General features: G+C 64.8%; 18 protein-coding genes. 10 read left to right on the forward strand and 8 right to left on the reverse strand.

The features are described 5' to 3' along the window. Nucleotides 1-19 precede the first annotated feature (19 nt). Together JQ627_RS31845 and JQ627_RS31850 are read right to left on the reverse strand one after the other, a co-directional pair. Nucleotides 20-1,357 (reverse strand): Spy/CpxP family protein refolding chaperone, encoded by a 1,338-nt coding sequence (locus JQ627_RS31845; RefSeq protein ID WP_212488319.1) that lies wholly within the window; start codon nt 1,355-1,357, stop codon nt 20-22. Nucleotides 1,358-1,459: 102 nt separating this feature from the next. Further along, complete coding sequence (locus JQ627_RS31850) at nt 1,460-2,884, reverse strand: FAD-binding oxidoreductase (protein ID WP_212488320.1); 1,425 nt, start codon at nt 2,882-2,884, stop codon at nt 1,460-1,462. 84 nt (nt 2,885-2,968) lie between these two features. On the opposite strand from JQ627_RS31850, the gene JQ627_RS31855 reads away from it, so the two are divergent. Next, a complete protein-coding gene (locus tag JQ627_RS31855; RefSeq protein ID WP_212488321.1) occupies nt 2,969-3,463 on the forward strand; it encodes a thioesterase family protein in 495 nt (164 codons plus the stop codon). Between the two features lie 82 nt (nt 3,464-3,545). Here the strand turns inward: JQ627_RS31855 and JQ627_RS31860 are convergent, their stop codons facing one another. After that, nucleotides 3,546-3,719, reverse strand: coding sequence for a DUF1328 domain-containing protein (locus JQ627_RS31860; protein WP_008556598.1), 174 nt, complete (start codon nt 3,717-3,719; stop codon nt 3,546-3,548). Nucleotides 3,720-3,956: 237 nt separating this feature from the next. On the opposite strand from JQ627_RS31860, the gene JQ627_RS31865 reads away from it, so the two are divergent. The 8 genes from JQ627_RS31865 (at nt 3,957) to JQ627_RS31900 (ending at nt 11,047) form a co-directional block, all read left to right on the forward strand. Beyond that, on the forward strand, nt 3,957-6,560 hold the full coding sequence (locus tag JQ627_RS31865) for an ATP-dependent helicase (RefSeq protein ID WP_212488322.1): 2,604 nt from the start codon (nt 3,957-3,959) through the stop codon (nt 6,558-6,560). A gap of 8 nt (nt 6,561-6,568) precedes the next feature. Next, nucleotides 6,569-6,859: a type II toxin-antitoxin system HicB family antitoxin gene (locus tag JQ627_RS31870; protein WP_212488323.1), complete on the forward strand. Its 291-nt coding sequence runs from the start codon at nt 6,569-6,571 to the stop codon at nt 6,857-6,859. An 88-nt stretch (nt 6,860-6,947) separates the two neighbouring features. Next, entirely contained in the window at nt 6,948-7,364 is a 417-nt protein-coding gene (locus JQ627_RS31875) for a hypothetical protein (RefSeq protein WP_212488324.1), read from the forward strand. Next, nucleotides 7,364-8,032: an OmpA family protein gene (locus tag JQ627_RS31880; RefSeq protein ID WP_212488325.1), complete on the forward strand. Its 669-nt coding sequence runs from the start codon at nt 7,364-7,366 to the stop codon at nt 8,030-8,032. The genes JQ627_RS31875 and JQ627_RS31880 overlap by 1 nt, the downstream gene beginning before the upstream one ends. Nucleotides 8,033-8,182: 150 nt before the next feature. Next, nucleotides 8,183-8,719 carry a DUF962 domain-containing protein gene (locus tag JQ627_RS31885; protein ID WP_212488326.1) on the forward strand — a complete coding sequence of 179 codons (537 nt, stop codon included), beginning with the start codon at nt 8,183-8,185 and terminating at the stop codon, nt 8,717-8,719. Nucleotides 8,720-8,748: 29 nt separating this feature from the next. After that, nucleotides 8,749-9,780: an NAD-dependent epimerase/dehydratase family protein gene (locus JQ627_RS31890; RefSeq protein ID WP_212488327.1), complete on the forward strand. Its 1,032-nt coding sequence runs from the start codon at nt 8,749-8,751 to the stop codon at nt 9,778-9,780. A gap of 27 nt (nt 9,781-9,807) precedes the next feature. Further along, nucleotides 9,808-10,434: an isoprenylcysteine carboxylmethyltransferase family protein gene (locus JQ627_RS31895; protein ID WP_028147658.1), complete on the forward strand. Its 627-nt coding sequence runs from the start codon at nt 9,808-9,810 to the stop codon at nt 10,432-10,434. A 235-nt stretch (nt 10,435-10,669) separates the two neighbouring features. After that, nucleotides 10,670-11,047, forward strand: a complete 378-nt coding sequence (locus JQ627_RS31900) for a hypothetical protein (RefSeq protein WP_212488328.1) — start codon at nt 10,670-10,672, stop codon at nt 11,045-11,047. A 522-nt stretch (nt 11,048-11,569) separates the two neighbouring features. On the opposite strand, the gene JQ627_RS31905 is transcribed toward JQ627_RS31900, so the two are convergent. From JQ627_RS31905 to JQ627_RS31915, 3 genes are all read right to left on the reverse strand, one after another. Beyond that, a complete protein-coding gene (locus JQ627_RS31905; protein WP_212488329.1) occupies nt 11,570-11,776 on the reverse strand; it encodes a DUF2934 domain-containing protein in 207 nt (68 codons plus the stop codon). 293 nt (nt 11,777-12,069) lie between these two features. Continuing rightward, nucleotides 12,070-12,276 (reverse strand): hypothetical protein, encoded by a 207-nt coding sequence (locus JQ627_RS31910; protein WP_014492997.1) that lies wholly within the window; start codon nt 12,274-12,276, stop codon nt 12,070-12,072. 189 nt (nt 12,277-12,465) lie between these two features. Then, nucleotides 12,466-12,948, reverse strand: a complete 483-nt coding sequence (locus tag JQ627_RS31915; RefSeq protein WP_080584010.1) for a hypothetical protein — start codon at nt 12,946-12,948, stop codon at nt 12,466-12,468. Nucleotides 12,949-13,389: 441 nt separating this feature from the next. Between JQ627_RS31915 and JQ627_RS31920 the strand changes: the two genes are divergently transcribed. Further along, the gene (locus JQ627_RS31920; RefSeq protein WP_212488330.1) at nt 13,390-14,694 is read left to right on the forward strand and encodes a sorbosone dehydrogenase family protein; all 1,305 of its coding nucleotides are present in this window, start codon (nt 13,390-13,392) and stop codon (nt 14,692-14,694) included. 3 nt (nt 14,695-14,697) lie between these two features. Here JQ627_RS31920 and JQ627_RS31925 read toward each other — a convergent pair whose 3' ends face one another. Next, nucleotides 14,698-15,522 (reverse strand): aspartate dehydrogenase, encoded by an 825-nt coding sequence (locus JQ627_RS31925; RefSeq protein ID WP_212488331.1) that lies wholly within the window; start codon nt 15,520-15,522, stop codon nt 14,698-14,700. Nucleotides 15,523-15,559: 37 nt separating this feature from the next. After that, nucleotides 15,560-16,477 carry a LysR family transcriptional regulator gene (locus JQ627_RS31930; RefSeq protein ID WP_212488332.1) on the reverse strand — a complete coding sequence of 306 codons (918 nt, stop codon included), beginning with the start codon at nt 16,475-16,477 and terminating at the stop codon, nt 15,560-15,562. Nucleotides 16,478-16,765 lie beyond the last annotated feature (288 nt).

The following is a 16,765-nucleotide window of genomic DNA, read 5'->3' on the forward strand; positions in this document are numbered from 1 at the left end:
ACACATCATCGATATGCATTCAGGACATCCGACGTGGTCCGATGGCCTCGAACTGCGCCTTCTGCTCGTCATTCAGCGTGGCGTAGAAATCCTCCAGCGCCGCGCGAACCGACTTGACGCCGTCGAGCATCGTGTCGAGCCGCTTGCGGACCGCGGCCATTCGCGCCGGCGGCGTCATCACGTCGCTGGGCTGGCAGGCTGCCTTGAGCGATGCGCTGACCTTGGCGCTGGTATCCTGGAGCACCTGTAGCGCGGCACGCTGGGTGTCGTTGGGATGAAGCCTCGCCTCGATGTCAGTGCTGGGCCAATCGAGCGCAGCAGGCGTCGCGCAATTCTGGACCAGCGATCCCGCGGCGTTGCTGGAAGCCGTCGCACGACGCTGATCCTCGGCAAGCGCATTGAAGCGCGCCTTCTGTTCGTCGGTGAGCGAGCTGTAGAATCGATCGAGGGCGGGCTGCACGAGATCGACGGCTTTCTCCATCGCCTCGATGCGCTGCTGCATCGCCGTCAGCCGACCTGGCGCTGTCGCCGCGACCTGCGACGGGCAGGACGCGCGGATCATCTCGGACGCCTGGATCGAGGCATTGCCGAGTTCGTCGAGGCTCGCGCCTTGCGTCTCGGTCGGCTGCACCGCGGCGGCGATCTGGTCGATCGGCAGACCGACGATTTCGCGGCGGTCGCTGCCGCAGAGCCGATCCAGCGGGACACCTCGCGCCTGGCGCCGTCCTTGCGGCCGCTGCGGCAGATAGGCCGAGAGACCATCGTAGCCATAGGGCCCGAAGATGCCGGCATAGATGTCCGGATAGCCATAGCCCCAGAAGCCGAGGCCGTCGCCCCAGATCGTGTAGTCGTAGAGATCGTTGTAGGCGAACGGCCAGAACAGCGGTCCGACCCAGCCATAACCGCCACCCGCATGTTGCCACCACCCGCTGCTGGCGCCGTGCCAGCCGGCGAGTGCGGCCGCCGCCGCGATCTGGGCGCGTGCGGCCGGATTGCTGATCAGACGTCCGTTGCGGAAGGCGCTGGAATGCGCGTTGAGGGCGCTGCGAAAATTCGCAGGACGGACCGCCGCATTGCGGATCTGGCCGAAGTTCGGGCCACGATGTCGAGCGCCAGTTGCGAAGCGGGGCCCGCCATGATGCCCGCCGCCATGCGCGTGTCCGAAGCCATGACCACCAAAATGGCCGCCTCCATGATGACCACTACCGTGATGACCGCCGCCGTGATGACCGCCGCCATGATGGCCACCGCCATGCCCGCCTCCGTGCCCGCCACCGTGCCCGCCCTTGCCCAGAGCCGCGCCCGCCAGCATGCAGGCAAGCGCCATCACGGCAATTCCAATGACAGGTCGCAACATCGCATCCTCCGGCAGAGCCGCGCCATTGAGGCATCGGAAATTGACGAAATTGGAACCGGCCTGACTGCCGAAAGTTCCGCGACCGCGACGCAGCCGGCCGCGCTATGCCTCGGGCACGATCTTGCCGGGATTGAAGATGTTGAGCGGATCGAGCGCCTTTTTCAGTGCCCGCATCGCGTCGAGCGCTTCGGGGCCGAGTTCCGCCTTGAGATATTTCTGCTTGCCCTGGCCGATGCCGTGCTCACCGGTGCAGGTGCCGTCCATCGCCTGCGCGCGCTCGACCAGGCGATGCATGAACTCCTCGCCGCGCGCCATCTCGGCGGCATCGTTGGTGTCGCAGACCAGCGAGCAGTGGAAATTGCCGTCGCCGACATGGCCGACGATCGGCGACAGCAGGTTGAGCCGCTTGAGGTCTTCCTCGGTCTCGCTGACGCAATCGGCAAGACGCGAGATCGGCACGCAGACGTCGGTTGCAACCACGCCGATGCTGTCGCCGGGCCGCAGCGCCTTCACCGACCAATAAGCATCGTGCCGCGCCTGCCACAGCTTTGTGCGATCCTCAGGCTTGGTGGTCCAGGAGAAATCGCCGCCGCCGCAATCCTTGGCGATCTCGCCGAACGCCTTGGACTGCTCGCCGACCTCGACCTCGCTGCCGTGGAATTCCATCAGCAGCAGCGGCGTTTCCGGCAGCGTCAGCTTCGAATAAGCGTTGCAGGCCTTCACCTGCGCGGCGTTGAGCAGCTCGATGCGTGCCACGGGAATGCCGGTCTGGATCGCCAGGATCACGGCCTGACACGCGCCGTGCACGGTCTCGAACGACACCGCGCCGGCCGCGATCGTGTCGGGGATGCCGCGCAGGCGAATGGTCAGCTCGGAGATGATGCCGAGCGTACCTTCGGCGCCGACGAACAGATGCGTCAGGTCATAGCCGGCGGATGATTTCTTGGCGCGCGTGCCCGTGGTGATGATCTCGCCGTCGCCGCGCACGACCTTCAGCGCCAGCACGCTGTCGCGCATGGTGCCGTAGCGCACCGCGTTGGTGCCGGAGGCGCGGGTCGAGGCCATGCCGCCGAGCGAAGCATCCGCGCCGGGATCGATGGGGAAGAACAGGCCCTGGTCGCGCAGATGTTCGTTCAGCGCCTTGCGGGTGACGCCGGGCTGGATCACGCAGTCGAGGTCCTCGGCATGCACCGCGAGCACCTTGTTCATGTCGCGCAGGTCGATCGAGATGCCGCCGGCGGGCGCGTTGACCTGGCCCTCGAGCGAGGTGCCGGTGCCGAAGGCGATGACGGGGACGCGGTTCCTGGCGCAGATCCGCACCACGTCCTGGATGTCGGCTGTCTCCTGCGCCATCACCACGCCGTCCGGCGGCTGGTTGACGATCCACGTGGTGGTATGGCCGTGCTGCTCGCGAACGGCCTGCGAGGTGATGAGGCGGTTGCCGAAGCGCGCGGCAAGCTGCTCCAGCGCGCTTGCGAGGGCTTTCGGCTCGACCCGCGGCGGATTATTGGTGATGGTCGTACCCACGGACATTCCTCCCGACAGAAGGACCGTGGCAAAGGACATCTGACCGGTCAAGTCAAGCGACCGGACGCATAGCAGGAAAGACACATGCCGGAGACCGCCGCTGCCGAGCCGTTCCGCTCGTCGATCATGCAGATCGAGCCGCAATGGATCGACTATAACGGCCATCTCAACATGGCCTATTACAACGTGATGTTCGACCGCGCGATCGACCAGATGTGGTTACAGCTCGGGATCGGGCCGGGCTACATGAAGGAGCGAGGCGGCTCGACCTTCACTGCCGAATGCCATGTGCGGTATTTGCGTGAAATCCACCTCGGCGATCCCGTGCAAGTGTCGGTCTGGCTGCTCGAAGCCGACGACAAGCGGCTGCACACGTTCGAGGAGTTGCGGCACGCGACCGAGGGCTGGCTGTCGGCGACCTCCGAGAACATGTCGCTCCACATCGACATGGGCTCGCGAAAGGTGGCGGCCTTTCCGCCCGATATCCGGCAGCGCATTGCAGCCGTCGTGGGCGCCCACAGCGCCGTGCCGCGGCCCGAGGGCATCGGCCGGAACGTGGCAATGCCCCCGAAGCGGTAGTGCATGATCCGGACCCGAAGGGCCGCGTTCGCGCAAAGTGTGAAGCGGTTTTCCGGTAAGATCATGCACGAATCAGACCGCGCTATATCCTGTTACGGCCCCGGGCGAGGCCCACCACGGCCGAGACCAGGAACAGCACGACCGCGATGAAGAAGATGATCTTGGCGATCTCGATCGAGGCGCCGGCGATGCCGCCGAAGCCCAGGATGCCGGCGATCAGTGCGATAACCAGAAACGTCACAACCCAGCCTAGCATGGTCAAACCCTCGTCTTGATGTCTGTCTGCGTCGGCGCGGCTGGCCGCGCCACCTGTCCAGACAATCTCGACGCGGGAACGATGGTTCCGGGCGACGCAAGGTGGAAATTCGTCCTCGCCGGAGGAACAAATCGGCCCGCCGCGCACGTGGAAAAACCCGCCCCGGCGCCCCATATAGGCAGCAATCCCTGTTATGAAGGCTCCCTTCCAACACCCCGCGGTGCCATCGTGGGGCCAATGATTCGCATGACCGAGCCGAGCAAGATCACCAGCGTCCCCGACCACCAGCCCGCAGCCGGCGGCATCGCCGCGCGTGCGCGCGCCTCGGTGGGCCCGAAATATCTGTCCGGGCTCAATCCGGAGCAGCGCGATGCCGTCGAGACACTGGACGGCCCGGTCCTGGTGCTGGCCGGCGCCGGTACCGGCAAGACGCGCGTTCTGACCACGCGCATCGCCCACATCCTCAGTCAGGGCCGCGCCCGCCCCGCCGAGATCCTGTCGGTGACCTTCACCAACAAGGCCGCGCGCGAGATGAAGCACCGGCTCGGCCAGATGCTCGGCCATGCGGTGGAAGGCATGCCGTGGCTCGGCACCTTCCACTCCATCGGCGGCCGCATCCTGCGCACGCATGCCGAGCTGGCGCAGCTCAAATCGAATTTCACCGTGCTGGACACCGATGACCAGGTGCGCCTGCTCAAGCAGTTGCTGCAGGCCGACAACATCGACGACAAGCGCTGGCCGGCGCGCATGCTGGCCGGCCTGATCGACGGCTGGAAGAACCGCGGCCTGACGCCGTCGCAGGTGCCGTCGGGCGAAGCCGCCGTCTTCGCCAACGGCAAGGGCGGCAAGCTCTATGCGAGCTACCAGGAGCGGCTGAAGATCTTGAACGCCGCCGATTTCGGCGATCTGCTGCTCGAGGACATCCGGATCTTCCGCGAGCACCCGGACATCCTGCGGCAATATCAGCAGCGCTTCAAATTCATCCTGGTCGACGAATATCAGGACACCAACGTCGCGCAATATCTGTGGCTGCGGCTGCTGTCGCAGGCGCCGACGTCTCCCTCCTTCACCTCTCCCCGCGTGCGGGGAGAGGTCGCATCGCAAAGCGATGCGGGTGAAGGGGACTCTCCGCAGACTGAACTCGTGGAGACAGCCCCTCAGCCCGACGCTCTCAGCACGAGCGAAGCTCGTCGCGCCCCCGCAAGCGGGGCGAGCGAGCAGACACCCCACGTCAAAAACATCTGCTGCGTCGGCGACGACGACCAGTCGATCTACGGCTGGCGCGGCGCCGAGGTCGACAACATCCTGCGCTTCGACCATGATTTTCCCGGCGCCAAGGTGATCCGCCTCGAGCGCAATTACCGCTCGACCGGCCATATCCTCGCCGCCGCTTCGCACCTGATCGCACATAACGAGGGCCGGCTCGGCAAGACGCTGCGCACCGAGGACCATGACGGCGAGAAGGTCACGGTGACGGGCTCGTGGGATTCCGAAGAGGAAGCCCGCGGCATCGGCGAGGAGATCGAGCAGCTCCAGCGCCAGGGCGAGAAGCTGAACGAGATCGCCATTCTCGTGCGCGCCTCCTACCAGATGCGCGAGTTCGAAGACCGTTTCGTCACGCTCGGCCTGCCCTACCGCGTCATCGGCGGCCCGCGCTTCTACGAGCGCGCGGAAATCCGCGACGCACTGGCATACTTACGCGTCATCAATTCACCGGCCGACGATCTCGCCTTCGAGCGCATCGTCAACGTGCCCAAGCGCGGCCTTGGCGACGCCACCGTGCAGATGCTGCACGACCACGCCCGCAAGCGCCGCATTCCCCTGTTCGAAGCGGCGCGCGCGGTGGTCGAGACCGACGAGCTGAAGCCGAAGGCGCGCGGAAGTCTGCGCGATGTCGTCGCCCAGTTCGACCGCTGGCGCGCCCAGCGCGAGGTCACAGCTCACACCGATCTCGCCCAGATCGTGCTCGACGAGAGCGGCTATACCGAGATGTGGCAGAAGGACCGCTCGGCGGACGCTGCCGGCCGGCTGGAGAACCTGAAAGAACTGGTGCGCTCGATGGAGGAGTTCGAGAACCTGCAAGGGTTCTTGGAGCACATCTCGCTGGTGATGGACCGCGACAACGGCGCCGAGGAAGACGCGGTGTCGCTGATGACGCTGCATTCGGCCAAGGGCCTCGAATTCGACAACGTGTTCCTGCCGGGCTGGGAGGAAGGCCTGTTCCCGAGCCAGCGCACGCTGGACGAGCAGGGCCGCGCGGGCCTGGAGGAAGAGCGCCGGCTCGGCCATGTCGGCCTGACCCGCGCCCGCCGCCGCGCCAAAATCTACTTTGCGACCAACCGCCGGATTCATGGCACCTGGTCGACCACGATCCCGTCGCGCTTCCTGGACGAATTACCAGCGGCCAATGTCGAGATCACGGAATCCAAGGGCGGCTCGGCCTGGGGCGGCACCGGCGGCTACGGCGCCTCGCGCTTCGACGACATGGAGGCCTTTGGGTCGAGCTATTCGACGCCGGGCTGGCAGCGCGCCCAGGCCAATCGCAATCGGGGCGGCGGCAGAAGCGGCGGTTTCGAGGAGGAGGCTTCGTCGTTCTCGTCCTCGTCGTCCTCACCCGATTTCGGCAGCTTCTCGTCCCGCCGCCGCGGGCCGATGACGATCGAGGGCGAGCTGGTCGCCAAATCCACCGGCACGACCTCCGAATTCTCGCTCTCGGACCGCGTCTTCCACCAGAAATTCGGCTACGGCCGCGTCACCAAGATCGACGGCAACAAGCTCACCATCGCCTTCGACAAGGCCGGCGAGAAGAAGGTCGTGGACAGTTTCGTGCAGCGGGCGTGAGGCCCGAGATGGCTGAGTACGTTGCCATCATCGAAGACGCCGGCCCGGACGACGCCGTCAGCTTGTGGTTTCCGGATCTGCCCGGCTGCATTTCCGGCGGCGACGACGTCGACGAGGCCCTGGAGAATGCGCCCGAGGCGCTCGCATTCTATGCGCAGGAGCTGATCGCGGACGGCCGCCAGCTTCCCCCGCCGCGGACGTTGGACGAGCTCAAGGCCGATCCTGATGTGGCCGACGACCTCAGGAACCACACGGTCGCCCTGATCGAATGGCCGCCCCTCGCGGACCCGACTGAGTGAGGACTGTTCGCCGCACTCGCCGGGCGTTCGACAGTTCTGGCCCGAACAGCCCTTGACCACCGCGAACTTCCCCGTATCAGATGCAGCCATGGTCCGGGGCTCCATCACATTGATCGCGCTTGCATTGGTTATGCCGTCGCTTGCGGCGGCGGAGACCATGAGCTTTGGCGATTCGATCGGAAAGCTGGCGGCGAGCTGTGGTGCGGAAATCGTCGCCAATTGCCGCGGCGTCAATCCGGACTCGACCCGGCTGAAGGAGTGCCTGTCACGCAACCGCGACGTGCTCTCCCAGCAGTGCCAGAGCGATTATCTCGGCGCCTTCGACGCCATCCAGAAGCGCGTCGCCGCGCGCGTCACGGTGGCGAACGCCTGCCAGCGCGAGATCGTCAAGGTCTGCGGCGGCTCGACCAAGGAGACCAGCAAGTCGATCCCCTGTCTGGTCTCGACGCCCAAGGGCATCAGCAACAACTGCCTGAAGGCCGTGGACGACGCGGGGTATCGGTGATGCGCGCGAGCCGAATCGCCATCACGCTGGTCGGGGTCCCGGTCTTGGCCCTGCTCGCGGGCGCAGCAAGCGCGCAGACGGCGGCGCCGACCCGTGACGACATCGTCGGCAGGCTCAACCATTTCGAACAGGCCGCCGAGGTCGACCTTCCCGCGCTGAAGACACAGGTGATGGAGCGCGCCAAGACCAGGATCAAGAACGACCCGGGTCCGGTGAACCGGCCGCTGATCGCGCCTGATCTGGCCAACCTGCCCGCCTTCAACGCGCAGATCCAGTTCGACGCCGACACACCGATCATCCAGCCGGCGTCCTACCAGACCGTCGGCCGCATCGCGGACGCGCTGGTCCACTCCTCCCTGCTGCCCTACACGTTCCTGATCGTCGGCCACGTCGAGTCCAATGCAAAGACGCGCGAGGCCAATGCGATCCTGAGCCAGCGACGCGCCGACGCGATCCGTGACGTCCTGGTGAACACCTTCAAGATCTCGACCAAGCGGCTGCATCCGGTTGGTCTCGGCGAGGAGCAGTTCCTCGACCGGGCCAAGCCGACCTCGGCCGTCAACGGCCAGCTGCAAATCCTGACCTATGCCAAGGTGCCGGAGGACGCGCCTGCGCGTCCGGCTGCGGCGCCTGCGCCTGCGGCGAAAAAGCCCGCCAAGAAGCGCTGAGCGAGCGCGCGCCACCTGACGGAACCCCTTGAAGTCCTGACCGTTTTGCGGCCTGTCGAAAGCGCAACAGCCATGCTTTGCGCGACACGCGGGCCGGTTTGTGCACTGCTCTATCCGGTGCTATAGCCTGTTCTCGCCCTTCCCGACCCCATGCTGCACGAGACCGAGATGGCCAGTTATTTTCAACGCCAACTGGCCGACTACGTCGAATATCATCGCGATCCCTGGAACTGCGCGATGCACGTGGTCGGTATCCTCCTGCTCTTCACCGGCGCCGTGCTGCCGCTGACCCTCGTGCGTTTCCCGATTTTCGGGATCGAGGTGAGCCTGGCCGTGATTGCGGCCCTGCCGGTGCTGGTTTACTGGCTGATGCTGGACGCCGGGGTCGGGCTCGGCATCCTCGCCGCGATGACCGTGCTGCTATCGGTCGCAACCGCGATCGGCAATCAGGTCTCGATCGTCATGATGTGGTCGATTTTTGCGGTGCTGATCGGATTTGGCGTCGCAGCCCAGATCGTGGGCCACAAGGTTTTCGAGGAACGGCAGCCGTCGATGGTCGACCATCCCGCGCATTTCCTGCTTGGACCGATGTTTGTCATGGCGAAATTATTCATTGCATTGGGCTTCCGTCGCGACCTTGCCGCGATTCTGGCGCCTGTTCCGGCCAATTCCCTTTCAACCCGATAGCTCTAGAAGCGAAACAGCAAACCTTCTGCATGGCTCTCGTACTGGTTACCGGTGGCAGCGGCTTCATCGGACATCATCTCGTAGAAGCGCTCCGCGCCCGTGGGCAGCGGGTGCGTGTGCTCGACGTTCGTCCGCCGGCCGCGGCGAACACCGACGTTGAGCATGTCCACGGCTCGGTGCTGGATAGCACCGCGGTCGATGCTGCCGTCGCGGGCGTCGATCAGGTCTATCACCTCGCCGGCCTGCCCGGCATGTGGGCGGCCAACAAGCAGGACTTTCACGAGGTCAATTGCCGCGGCACCGAAGTGGTGCTCGCAGCCGCAATGAAGCGCGGCGTCTCGCGCTTTTTGCACTGCTCGACGGAATCGATCCTGTTCCCCTATTCCAATCTCAACGGCGTTGCCGCCGAGGAGGCGCTGCAGCCGGCCGACGCGATGCCCGGCGCCTATACGCGCTCGAAGTCGCTCGCCGAGCATCACGCCGCCAAGGCCGCGGCCAGTGGCTTTCCGCTCGTGATCGGCACGCCGACCATGCCGATCGGTGCCGCCGACCACAATCTGACGCCGCCGACCGCGATGCTGTGGTACTTCCTCCAGAAGAAGGTGCAGCCGCATCTCAACTTCCTGGTCAATCTCGTCGATGTCCGCGACGTCGCGATGGGCCTCGTGCTGACCATGGAGCGCGGCCGCACCGGCCAGCGTTACATCCTCGGCGGCGACTGCGTCCCGCTCGGCGACATCCTGCGGATGATGTCGGCGATGAGCGGCCGCCGGCAGTTTCCGGTCGTCGTGCCCGGCAAGATCGCCGAGCTCTCCGCGATCATGCTCGAATCCATCTCCGATCGCATCACGCGCCGGCCGCCGAACGGCACCGCCGAGGGCGTGCGCATCGCACTTGCCGCGAGCGATCTTTCGATCGGCAAAGCCCGTAACGAGCTCGGCTATTCGCCGCGCCCGATCGAGCCCGTGCTGCGTGAAACCATCACCCATCTGCTCGCCCGCAACGGCCAGCAGCCCTCCGGCGCCATCAAGCATCACGCGCTCTCCTCGCGCGCGGGCTGACGCCGCCGCCTAACGCAAAGAACCTTCATGTCCTTCGATTTCAGCAAGCTTCTCTCTGTCGCCTGGGGTGGCTGGACCACGACCTGGCCGACACAACTGCTCGCCCTGATCTGGCTCGCCTGGCTCGCAAGCTGGGTCGGCGCCTCGTTCTGGCAGGGCCGCACCCAGAAGCAGGTGATGACGCTGGAGTCCGGCCGCTATCGCATCCCGATCCTGGTGGGCGGCATCCTGTTCACGCCATGGACCGCGGAAGTGCTCGGTGAAAAGCCGCTTTGGGTGTTCAGCAACGCCGGCGTCTACATCGTGGCGCTGATCGTGCTCGCCGGCATCTCCTTCACCTGGTGGGGACGGCTGCATCTCGGCCAGTTCTGGTCCAACACCATCACCCACAAGGAAGACCACCGCGTCATCGACACCGGCCCGTACGGCATCGTGCGCCATCCGATCTACACCGGCCTGATCCTCGGCATGCTGGTGACCGGCATCGCGGTCGGCACGGTGACCGCCATGCTCGGCGCGATCCTGATCTCGCTCGGCATGTGGCAGAAGGGCCGGATGGAAGAGGTGTTTCTGTCCAAGGAGCTCGGCGAAGACGCTTACGGCGCCTATTGCCGCCGCGTGCCGATGATCATTCCGTTCCTGTCGCCGCGGTGAAGCGTCCCGAAGGCGCGGTCGCTGCGTTCCGCTTTCTCGGCACGACGTTACTGCTAGCGTTGGACTTGCGCTCGATCCAAGCTTTACCATCAGTCGCTTGCTTGTCAGCCAAGCAAGCGACAATACGAAATATCTCGCAGGACGAGAGCGGGTCTGCGAGGGCATGCGCCTAGCCCTAGCGGTGGTGCCAGAGGAGCGAAGTCCGTAAACTGACAACGCTACGGAGAAGCCTATTATGCAGTTGTCAAAGGTCGCCGCGTTGGCGCTCATCGCTAGCTTTCCAAGCCTACTGTCTGTATCTCGGGCGGCGGCCGTTTCTGAATGCTCAATCTCAGGCACACTGGCGGATTGGGGCGAGAACTCGACGGCCGACATTGACCTCACGTCCGGAGGAAGTTGCCAATTTCCAATCAAGATGCGCGGCACGGTGAGTGGCTCGGACATCTCTCAAAAGCCGTCACACGGCAAGCTGAAAAGGCTCAACCTGTCTACGTTCGAATACAAGGCAAAGGCCAAATATAAGGGTAGCGATACCTTTGCCATCAAAGCGACGGGTCAGGGACCGACAGCTTCTGGCACGTCGGTAATCACTGTGCACGCGACGATCAAATAGCGTTCCTCGCTCGATTGCATGGTGAACGCGGAAGCGCCAGCCGCCCGATGTCTCGCGCCAATGGCACCACGATGAAAAGGGACCATCGGAGTGACCGATGGTCCCAAAAGCCTCAAAGGCTCTTCGCTGGCAAAGGCCTTGCCGTGTCTTGCCAAGTTGGGCTGCGAGCAGACTTGGCGGGCTGCTTGCAGGGTTGATGCTCGCTTTACGCTGGCCTTCTGGACCCTGGCCTCTTTGACGCTGGCCTTATGGACGCTGGTCCCGTCGGACACTGGTTGCCATCGGCTCTGGTCACGTTGGCGCTCGTCGCTCTCGGCGCTGGATGGTGCGAGAAACCGACTCGATCAACCAACGCCAATTGAACTGCCGACCCGACGAATAGTCTAGGTGTTGTTGTCTGTTCCTTTCGAAGAAATTTGGGTTAGCGAGGCTGCCAATTCCCGCATCGTTGGATGTCATTTAACGACAACCGGCAGCCTGCCGACCGAATTGCGAATGGCGCACGTCCTCGCGCTCGACCCGTCAGCGCGAGTTTTGCTTTTTCGGGAATCGCACCCTTCTGGCGGGTTTTGTCACTGCAATGTCAGCCACGGCAGGGCTTGCGACCGACGCCGCGAGAATTTCGCATTGAGCATGCATCCAATGGACTTCCGCCTTTCCGTCGGGTTGACCATCGGCGACCCAGAGGTGGTAGGCGCGCTCGCGAATTGCCTCTTCCAGATTTGGCATGGGATTTTCCTTGCGAATGATCCGCCCGGCCCCAGCCAAAAGACTTGCTCCAGTAGGGTTAATGAAATCTTAACGGGGCAGCGAAAGCCATGAGCCGTGTGGGTGCGGCCCAATGGCGGTCGGCGCTCATTGCGAGAAATCTCGGCAGCCGTCGCGGACGCCGGTCGCAACGAACGATAATCCGCATGCGGCGACCGGCATCAAACTCATGCTTACCGGGGGTCGACGAGGCCGTGCACGGGCCGCCTCTTCGGGGGCTCGGGGTCCGATTGACACCAGCACAGCGAAACTAGTCAGTCGACTGGCGCGAGCCGTTCGTTCCACCGCGCCGCAAGGTTTTTGATCTGCTCGAAATGCAGGATCGCCGGTTCACCCTCGCGGACGATTGTCGTCCGCTTGCGTTCCTTGGGTGGCAACGTCATCGCGCGCGATACTGCCGCGCGCAGTTTCATCGAGCCGTGATCTGTCAGGGTGACGAGTTCTTCCGGGTCAAGGGCCATGGGTCCACGCCTACGCTACCGGCTGGCCCGCAAGCCAGCACACGCGCCCCGAATGCCCAATTCTTAAGATAGCCCAACATGGTTAATAGTTCGTTATCGTTTGGCTCAGACTTGCAGCAGGGGTAATTCGCCCGTGCCGCGCCGGTCCGCGCGGTAGCCCCCAGAGTGGGCCATTGCAGTCGCAATTGATCAGGCTACCGCTGCCAACCTGCCATCGGCATGCGGATTTGCGCAAAGCAGACGCTTGCGAATGGCCTCTTCAACGAGCGCGAGCGCTTCCTTGGCTTGTCGCGCTTCGGCTTCCGCAACCTCGGCGCGAAGCTCTACGGCCGTCAACTTATCCTTCTGAGCCTCAATGCAGCACTGGGCTTGCTCCAGCGCTCGGCAAGCATCTTGCAACTTACGTTCGGTGGTGACGGTGAGTTCACGCTGTGCCCGCTCGGCGGCCTCCGCTCGCCCTTCGGCCAGCCGCAATCTTTCTAAGGCGCTCGTGCAAAGCGATTGGGCACGCGCTTCGGTCTCGCGGGCGTGCTTCTCCATATCGCGGAAGACATCGGCCGCTTGATATACCAGATCGAGAGCTGTTGCTCCCTTGTCTGGTGCCAGCGGTGAGGGAAAGCTCAGGACGCCCTCATCCCCTCCAACTGGCGCTCTGGAACCACGCTGCGCCATGCAGTTCAAGCTCGTCGCGAACACACATACACGAGCAGTATCATGAACATCTGTGGTTAACGGATGGTTAAACAGTTGCACGCCTGGAGATGTCGTGACGGCGCGCGGCGGGCAATGGCACGGAAAATCAGTCGGCAACGTTCTTTGGGCGTGCCTAGCGTTGGAGCAGAGGCTCGCGCCGGCGGCTGGACCGGCAGATCGGCCGCTGACCTTCCCTCTCCATGCAAATTTGGTCGGCTGCCATTCCGCGGGAATAGGCGTCGGTCGAGTTCCGCAACGGTTGACCTTTTTACCGCTAACCAGTTGGATGCGCGCGCAACTGGGCATGACGACATCCATCGTGGATCTGGAGAGGTCGACGATCAGGCCTGAGCCCGCGCGGGGCTTGGTGCGATCCGGTGTTGGACTGTGCACTGTGCCTAGGGTTCGACAGGGGTTCTCATGACTTTTTCCAGCATCTTCGCGCAGTTCGTTGCGCTCCTCGGTGGCATCGCGCTGCAATGGCGGAAGTTATCGGGCACCGTGCCTGCGCCGGCCTGGGGCCAGACGCCCTCCATTCCCGACGCGAAGCCGCAAGGCGCGATCCCGACGCTGAAGATGCCGACCGCCAGGGGCTGGAGCGAGGGCCACAAGCCGACGGTCGCCCCCGGGCTCAAGGTCAATGCGTTCGCGACCGGGCTCGACCATCCGCGCTGGATCGAGGTGCTGCCGAATGGCGACGTGCTGATCGCGGAGGCGACGCAGATTGCGGGCGCGCCGAGGTCGGTGTTTCACTATGCGATGCAGGCGACGATGCGGCGCGCCGCAGCGCTCGGCGTCAGCGCCAACCGCATCACGCTGCTGCGCGACAAGAACGGCGACGGCGTCGCGGAGCATCGCGGCGCGTTCATGGAAAATCTGAGCCAGCCGTTCGGCATGGCACTGGTCGGCGACACCTTTTATGTCGGCAACACCGACGGCGTGATGGCGTTCCCCTATGTCGCGAATGCCGACCGCATCACCGCGCCGGGCAAGCGGCTCACCACGTTCAAGCCAAGCGGCCACTGGACGCGCAGCCTGCTCGCAAGCCCCGACGGCAAGAAGCTCTATGCCGGCGTCGGCTCGCTCAGCAACATCGCCGAGATGGGCATGGAGGTCGAGGAAGGCCGCGCCGCGGTCTACGAGCTCGATCTCGCCGCTGGCACGCATCGCATCTTTGGTGCCGGATTGCGCAACCCGGTCGGATTGGCGTGGGAGCCAACGACCGGCGTGCTCTGGACCGTCGTCAACGAGCGCGACGGTCTCGGCGACGAGACGCCGCCGGACTATCTCACCTCGGTGCGCGACGGCGGCTTCTACGGCTGGCCCTATTGCTACTGGGGCAAGACGGTCGACGATCGCGTACCGCAGGATCCAGCGAAGGTCGCCAAGGCGCTTCAACCGGACTACGCGCTCGGCGGTCACACCGCTTCGCTCGGCCTGTGCTGGATGCCCGCAGGGACCCTGCCCGGCTTCCCTGACGGCATGGTGATCGGCCAGCACGGCTCGTGGAATCGCAGCACGCTGTCCGGCTACAAGCTGGTGTTCATCCCGTTCGAGAACGGCAAGCCTTCCGGCCCCGGTCGCGACATACTGTCGGGCTTCCTGTCCCCGGACGAGAAGGAATCCTACGGCCGCCCGGTTGGCGTCGTGATCGGACCCGACAAGAAGTCGCTGCTGATGGCCGACGACGTCGGCAACGTGATCTGGCGCGTCACGGGCGCGTAGAGGTTACGTTCCGACACAGAGCGTGGCGCGCTGCTTGCGCAGCAGCGCGATCACGGACAGCGCGGTGATGATCCCGGTTTTGGGATTTTCGGACGGGATGTTCTCGATCGACATCGAGAAGCGCGCCGAATCCGCCTCGACCTCGATGCGGTGAACATTGCGCGTCACGGTCGGGTCGGCCCAGATCTGCACGAAGGTGCGGTCCGGCCCGACGCCCGCGAGCGACAGCGCGACCGCGACGTTGAGATTTGCTGGAAAGCCCTTTGCGGCCTCGCGCGCGGTGCCCTCGAACAGCTTGAGCGGCTCGCGCAGATTGTCGATGTCGATGTTGTTCTGGACGATGAACGGGGCGCCCCTCAACCCGTCGATCGGCTTGCGCGTCACCATCTTCACCGAATGAATGGTGCCGATCGCGGCGGCGTCGACGGCGTCGAGCCCGATCAGCGCGCCGGTCGGCACGATGATTCTGCCGCCATTGGTTCGGGCGAGATCGACGAGATCAAAATTGTCGAGCAGTCCGCCGACGCTGACCACGACCGCGGCCTTGCCGCGCTTCACAGCGGGTTCGACGATCGCGCGCAATTGGCTGCTCGGTGCGCACTCGACCACGATGTCGGCGGCGTCGCCGAGCTGGTCGATCGGCATGATCTGCGGCGGGCGGCGCAAGCCGTTGAGGAAGGCCTGATGTTTTGCGGGATCGCGCACGGCCACGGCTGACAGCGTCAATCCCTCGATGCCCTCGTCGAGCGCGGTCGCGATCTTGCTGCCGATCGAGCCCAGTCCCGCGATGGCAACCCGCAACTCGCCCGACGCTTTCTGTTCAGTCATCGCATCCACCTTCTGTCGAAGCCAGTGTCATAGCTCCTCACGCCTCCCGCGCATAGCTGCGCAGGCGCCCCTCGAGCACCGCCAGCATGGCATCGCGGGCCGGGTCGCGCGAGCCGCGCAGCCATGCGGCCGCGAGCGGCAGCCGGCCGACGGGACCGCTCTGCCTCGGCCGAAGCGGGACGAAGCGCACGCCTGATACCGCCATCCGGGTCGTCCAGCGCGGCACGATCGCGACCCCGAGCTTCGTGGCCACCAGATGGATGATGGTCTGCTTCTCGTCGGCGACCTGCACGATGCGCGGCGTCAACCCGGCCTGCTCGAACAGCTTTATGGTGAGGTCGTGGCTGTGCGGGCGCGAGCGGCGGTCCGGCACCAGCATCGCTTCCTCGGCGATCTGCGCCAATGTGACCGACTTGCGTTCGGCGAGCGCGTGCCGCTGCGGGAACGCCACGATCGCGGTCTCCTGGAGCAGATCGCGGAATTCGAGCCGCTTGTCCGCGCTGTCGGGCGGACGGACGAAAGCGAGATCGAGCGCGCCGGTCAGGATCTTTGGCAGCAGCCGGACGGTCTTGTCTTCGAGCAGTTGCACCGCGATCTCCGGATGCTTGTCGCGGAAGTCGCGCAGCAGCGCCGGCAGCAATCCTGCCGCCGCGCTGTCGATGGCGCCGACACGGAGCCGCCGCGCGGCGCCTGCGCGTGAGCGGTTTCGCAGATTGTTCTCGACCGCCTCGACCTTGGCGAGGATCGCGCGGGCATCACGGAGCAGTGTCGAGCCGTCTTCCGTGAGCGACACCGCGCGCGTCGTCCGCGCGAACAGCCGCGTGCCCAGATCCTCTTCCAGCAGCCTGATCTGCCGGCCGAGCGCGGAAGGCAGCATCTGGAGCTGCTGCGCCGCATGGCCGAAATGCAGTTGCTCGGCCGCCGCCACGAAGCATCGCAACTGATGCAATTCCATCCAAGGTCCTCTGGTCTCGCCCTACGCAATCGCATCAAGCGATTTACACCAGGTCGTCATGCCCGGGCATAGCCGTCCGAAGGACGGCGTCGCTTCCGTTCGCCTACGCCCGGGCATCCACGTTCTTTGTGCCGCCAGGAAAGGCGTGGATGGCCGGGACAAGCCCGGCCAGGACGGCGTGGCGGCCTTCCAGCGAGAATTATATCATTTTTTTGTATAAACCAGCGCCAATTGAGTATGCCTCCTTCCCCCGCCTAGGCTCATGGCCGGCGTGGACCTCCAGGTCCG

This window comes from Bradyrhizobium liaoningense, from assembly GCF_018130785.1.
Taxonomy (GTDB): Bacteria; Pseudomonadota; Alphaproteobacteria; order Rhizobiales; family Xanthobacteraceae; genus Bradyrhizobium; species Bradyrhizobium liaoningense_A.

Coding starts and splice junctions, on each gene's coding strand:
- JQ627_RS31845 (WP_212488319.1), bottom strand. CDS start 1,357: ATGTTGCGACCTGTCATTGGAATTGCCGTGATGGCGCTTGCCTGCATG.
- JQ627_RS31855 (WP_212488321.1), top strand. CDS start 2,969: ATGCCGGAGACCGCCGCTGCCGAGCCGTTCCGCTCGTCGATCATGCAG.
- JQ627_RS31860 (WP_008556598.1), bottom strand. CDS start 3,719: ATGCTAGGCTGGGTTGTGACGTTTCTGGTTATCGCACTGATCGCCGGC.
- JQ627_RS31865 (WP_212488322.1), top strand. CDS start 3,957: ATGATTCGCATGACCGAGCCGAGCAAGATCACCAGCGTCCCCGACCAC.
- JQ627_RS31870 (WP_212488323.1), top strand. CDS start 6,569: ATGGCTGAGTACGTTGCCATCATCGAAGACGCCGGCCCGGACGACGCC.
- JQ627_RS31875 (WP_212488324.1), top strand. CDS start 6,948: ATGGTCCGGGGCTCCATCACATTGATCGCGCTTGCATTGGTTATGCCG.
- JQ627_RS31880 (WP_212488325.1), top strand. CDS start 7,364: ATGCGCGCGAGCCGAATCGCCATCACGCTGGTCGGGGTCCCGGTCTTG.
- JQ627_RS31885 (WP_212488326.1), top strand. CDS start 8,183: ATGCTGCACGAGACCGAGATGGCCAGTTATTTTCAACGCCAACTGGCC.
- JQ627_RS31890 (WP_212488327.1), top strand. CDS start 8,749: ATGGCTCTCGTACTGGTTACCGGTGGCAGCGGCTTCATCGGACATCAT.
- JQ627_RS31895 (WP_028147658.1), top strand. CDS start 9,808: ATGTCCTTCGATTTCAGCAAGCTTCTCTCTGTCGCCTGGGGTGGCTGG.
- JQ627_RS31900 (WP_212488328.1), top strand. CDS start 10,670: ATGCAGTTGTCAAAGGTCGCCGCGTTGGCGCTCATCGCTAGCTTTCCA.
- JQ627_RS31905 (WP_212488329.1), bottom strand. CDS start 11,776: ATGCCAAATCTGGAAGAGGCAATTCGCGAGCGCGCCTACCACCTCTGG.
- JQ627_RS31910 (WP_014492997.1), bottom strand. CDS start 12,276: ATGGCCCTTGACCCGGAAGAACTCGTCACCCTGACAGATCACGGCTCG.
- JQ627_RS31915 (WP_080584010.1), bottom strand. CDS start 12,948: ATGGCGCAGCGTGGTTCCAGAGCGCCAGTTGGAGGGGATGAGGGCGTC.
- JQ627_RS31920 (WP_212488330.1), top strand. CDS start 13,390: ATGACTTTTTCCAGCATCTTCGCGCAGTTCGTTGCGCTCCTCGGTGGC.
- JQ627_RS31925 (WP_212488331.1), bottom strand. CDS start 15,522: ATGACTGAACAGAAAGCGTCGGGCGAGTTGCGGGTTGCCATCGCGGGA.
- JQ627_RS31930 (WP_212488332.1), bottom strand. CDS start 16,477: ATGGAATTGCATCAGTTGCGATGCTTCGTGGCGGCGGCCGAGCAACTG.